This window comes from Calothrix rhizosoleniae SC01 (genome assembly GCF_900185595.1).
GTDB classification, from domain to species: Bacteria; Cyanobacteriota; Cyanobacteriia; order Cyanobacteriales; family Nostocaceae; genus Calothrix_A; species Calothrix_A rhizosoleniae.
The window spans coordinates 1-3,542 of the sequence record NZ_FYBH01000445.1 but is presented as its reverse complement, the minus strand read 5'-3'; the positions used below and the strand labels follow the sequence as shown (position 1 = coordinate 3,542).

4 protein-coding genes and 1 pseudogene are annotated in these 3,542 nt (G+C 39.7%); 1 reads left to right on the top strand and 4 read right to left on the bottom strand.

Features of this window, described 5'->3' with window-relative positions; all coding sequences use genetic code 11:
* Both coaE and CALSC_RS25185 read right to left on the bottom strand, forming a co-directional pair.
* A partial coding sequence (gene coaE / locus CALSC_RS25190) for a dephospho-CoA kinase (protein ID WP_088243923.1) occupies window positions 1-571 on the bottom strand: 571 nt, incomplete at its 3' end.
* A gap of 178 nt (window positions 572-749) precedes the next feature.
* Complete coding sequence (locus CALSC_RS25185; RefSeq protein ID WP_088243922.1) at window positions 750-1,595, bottom strand: uroporphyrinogen-III synthase; 846 nt, start codon at window positions 1,593-1,595, stop codon at window positions 750-752.
* Window positions 1,596-1,730: 135 nt separating this feature from the next.
* On the opposite strand from CALSC_RS25185, the gene bcp reads away from it, so the two are divergent.
* Complete coding sequence (gene bcp, locus CALSC_RS25180; RefSeq protein ID WP_200817759.1) at window positions 1,731-2,222, top strand: thioredoxin-dependent thiol peroxidase; 492 nt, start codon at window positions 1,731-1,733, stop codon at window positions 2,220-2,222.
* Window positions 2,223-2,328: 106 nt separating this feature from the next.
* On the opposite strand, the pseudogene cobA reads toward bcp, so the two are convergent.
* Window positions 2,329-3,057: pseudogene (cobA, locus tag CALSC_RS25175) on the bottom strand (uroporphyrinogen-III C-methyltransferase); the annotation flags it as partial.
* A 281-nt stretch (window positions 3,058-3,338) separates the two neighbouring features.
* The coding region (locus CALSC_RS25170) for a phosphoketolase family protein (protein ID WP_143288392.1) at window positions 3,339-3,542 on the bottom strand (204 nt) is incomplete at its 5' end.

The following is a 3,542-nucleotide window of genomic DNA, read 5'->3' as shown; positions in this document are numbered from 1 at the left end:
ATCGTATTTGTGTGTATAAATTTTCTATACCTAAATTATTATCTAACACCACATCAGCACGAGCTATTTTCTCCCCTAGAGGCATCTGACTGTTAATTCTGACTTCTGCTTGTTCTATAGTTAAATTATTGCGCTGCATTAATCGAGCTAACTGTTGCTGTCGATCGCAGTAAACTACCCAAATCTCTGTCACTAAATCTGTAATTCCCGCCTCAAATAATAAAGGCACAACTAAAACTAGTGTTTTTACTGATGATTCATGAATTTCATTAATCAAGCGATCGCGCACGTAAGGATGAATTAGATCTTCTATATAGAGGCGTTCCTCTGGATGGTTAAAAATAATTTCGCCCAATTTTTGACGGTTGAGACTCTTATCAGCAAGTAAAATTTGCGACCCATATTTTTGAGCGATCGCCTGGAGAATTGGAGAACCTACAGTCACCGCATCTCTGGCATATATATCAGCATCTAAAATAGGTAAGTTGTAAGTTTTAGCTAAATAATTAGCGACGGTTGTTTTACCTGTAGCAATACCACCAGTTAAACCGATAATGCGTTTATTAGTCATTCGATTTTGACAAGGGATATAGTTGTTTGAGAGTCAGATAATCAGCTGTGGATTGTGGATTTTATGCGTCCTTTGGACAAGGAGAAGGGCAGATAATTTTACCAATGATAAGGGCGTAAGCCTTGCGCCCCTACGGTAAATTTGTAATCGTCTGGTAATTTTAATTCTGAAAATCTGCTTAACATTTATTACTTGAGCGTAGCCCCACCCATCTAATCAAACCTTGAGTCAATCCATCTAAGGTATATTCTTCTGCTTCAACATCGACACGTCCAATCAGGGACAGGCAGGTTTTTGAGGTTTGTGGACCAATGGAAGCAATACAAACTCCTTGTAAAAAATCTTTTACCACTTGGGATTGATTATCATCCTCATTTTTGGCAAATTTTTTTGCTAGTAGCTGAGAGAAAAATTTCACGGTTTTGGAACTAGCAAAGGTAATGATATCTATAGTATGGTTTTGCAAAGCAAATTCTGCTTCTGAGGGGATGCTACTAGGACAGCAGGATTGATAAGCCGGTACTTCTACAACTTCCGCACCCTGAGCAGTAAATTCTTTCACCAATACTTCCCTACCACCACTTTCCACCCTGGGAAATAGCACCTTCTTCCCTGACAATGGTTCGGGAAAGTTTCCCACTAAGGAATCAGCCACAAAATTAGGAGGAATAAAATCTGGTTGCAAGCTTCTTTGTTTGAGGCTTTGGGCAGTTTTTTCACCCACCACAGCAATGTTTATACTCCCTAAGTTAGGGGCATTTTCACCCTTTTCCATCAATCTGTCAAAGAAGTAATTGACAGCATTGCTGGAAGTAAGAATTAACCAGTTAAATGTAGACAAATTAGCGATCGCACAATCCAAACTTTCCCAGCTAGAAGGTGCAGTAATTTCTAAGGCTGGCATTTCAATTACAGTGGCTCCAGCTGTACTCAGGAGTTGGGTAAAATGACTAGATTGCCCTGTGGAACGGGTTACGAGAATAGTTTTACCTTGAAGGGGGAGAGTAGAGAAATTACTGGTCATATTTGGTAGAGTATTGCCAAGGGTGGAATAATTATATTAAAAATATATTGACAAAATTAATTGAGTTTTAGTTTGTCATAGAAATGGAAAAGGTATGGTATTGAAATACATGGTGGTCTTTTAATCAATTTTATTATGAATGCAATGCCCCTATTAGGAAAGCTAGCTCCTGAGCTTTCAGCTATTGACGCAGATGGGAATACAAAGCACCTGAAAGATTTTGCCGGTAATTGGTTGGTACTCTATTTTTACCCCAAGGATAATACCCCTGGTTGTACAACAGAAGCAAAAGATTTCACTGAGCTCAAAAGTAATTTTACTGAGTTGGGAGCCGAAATTGTAGGGGTGAGTCCAGATTCAACCAAGTCACACTGTAAATTTATTGATAAACATGGATTGTCAATTACTCTATTAAGCGATCCGGAACGTCAGATAGCAGAAACCTATGGTATTTGGCAATTGAAGAAATTTATGGGTAAGGAATATATGGGGGTAGTGCGATCGACTTTTTTGATTAATCCCCAAGGAGCGATCGCTCATATTTGGACTAAGGTAAGGGTAAAGGGACATGCTGAGGATGTTTTGGCTAAGTTAGAAGAATTATCAAAAGTCAGAGTGAAAGGATGAAAGGCTAAAATAGTAGTCACGAGTGTAATGAAGTAAGTAAAATTATTTCTAGATTTGGATTTTAATCTCAACCTAAAATGTGCAAACTGTGCGCTATTACTTATTACTTATTAAATTGTAGGTACCTGCGGAGTTCCACCACTTCCCCAATGATGATCACTATAGGTGAAAGTAACTCACCATCAGTTTGTTCCACAATAGTTTCTAATGTACCAGTCCAGATTTGTTGTTGATTAGTTCCTGCCCAACGAGCGATCGCAACTGGTGTATGGGGCGATCGCCGGTATCTGAGCAATTGACTGACAATTTCTGGCAAATGCCTACTACCCATTAATATTACCAGGGTTTCGATCCTTGACAGGGCATCCCAATCCAATGTGTCTGGCTCGTGAGCTGTGAATACTGCAAAACAACGACTCATCACCGGATCTGTGAGGGGTATTCCGGCTAGCAAAGGTGCAGCTAAGGCAGAGGAAATACCCGGTACTATCTCAAAATCACAACCTGCTGCTTTCAAAGCTTCAATTTCCGCAGTACAGCGACCAAAAATCAAAGGATCGCCAGATTTCAGCCTGATGACTTGTTTCCCTTGACGACAGTGTTTTACTAGTAATTGGTTAATATCCCTTTGAGGGGTACTGGGTTTACCACCCCGCTTACCCATCTGCAATTGCAGGCAATCCGGTGGTACTAATTGTAATAATTCTTCATCCACCAAGGCATCATAAACCAGTACCTGGGCATTCTTTAAGAGATTGTAGGCTTTAACTGTCAGGTATGCCATATTTCCTGGCCCTGCACCCACAAGGTAAACTTTGCCCTTTTGTCCAGTCATTTTTTATTTAGCCATTGATTATTATTTCTTAATTTTACGACTTTCCTTCAAATAGCAACTTATACCATTTTGAAAAAAGAATGGGACAGGTGGGTAGGGAACATCAACAATCTTTCAATATATAAAAGTATCTTACTGGTGCCGTGCCCTTGCAAAGAATTTATATGTTGCAAACATTATTTGAATTGGTATTATTTTGGCGTTGGTTCCCCCATAAACAAATGCGTGCCTCTTTCAGAGCAGATTCCCTGAAAGAGGCAATGTTGTCTAACGCCGGTTAATTAATATGGCCACTTCCAATTGACAATTTCTGGTTTATCCATACCATGCTCAAAAGCATAATTTTGGTGCTCAATGATAGCGTTCTTCATCCGTTCTTTGACGTAAGCTGCCGCAGAACGCAATTTAGGAACCCTGTCAATCACGTCAATTACAAGGTTAAAGCGATCGATCTGGTTCTCAATTGCCAACTCCAATGGTGTATT

Bases quoted from the DNA above. Each gene is read 5' to 3' on its own strand.
- CALSC_RS25185 (WP_088243922.1), bottom strand. From the start codon at position 1,595: ATGACCAGTAATTTCTCTACTCTCCCCCTTCAAGGTAAAACTATTCTC.
- bcp (WP_200817759.1), top strand. From the start codon at position 1,731: ATGAATGCAATGCCCCTATTAGGAAAGCTAGCTCCTGAGCTTTCAGCT.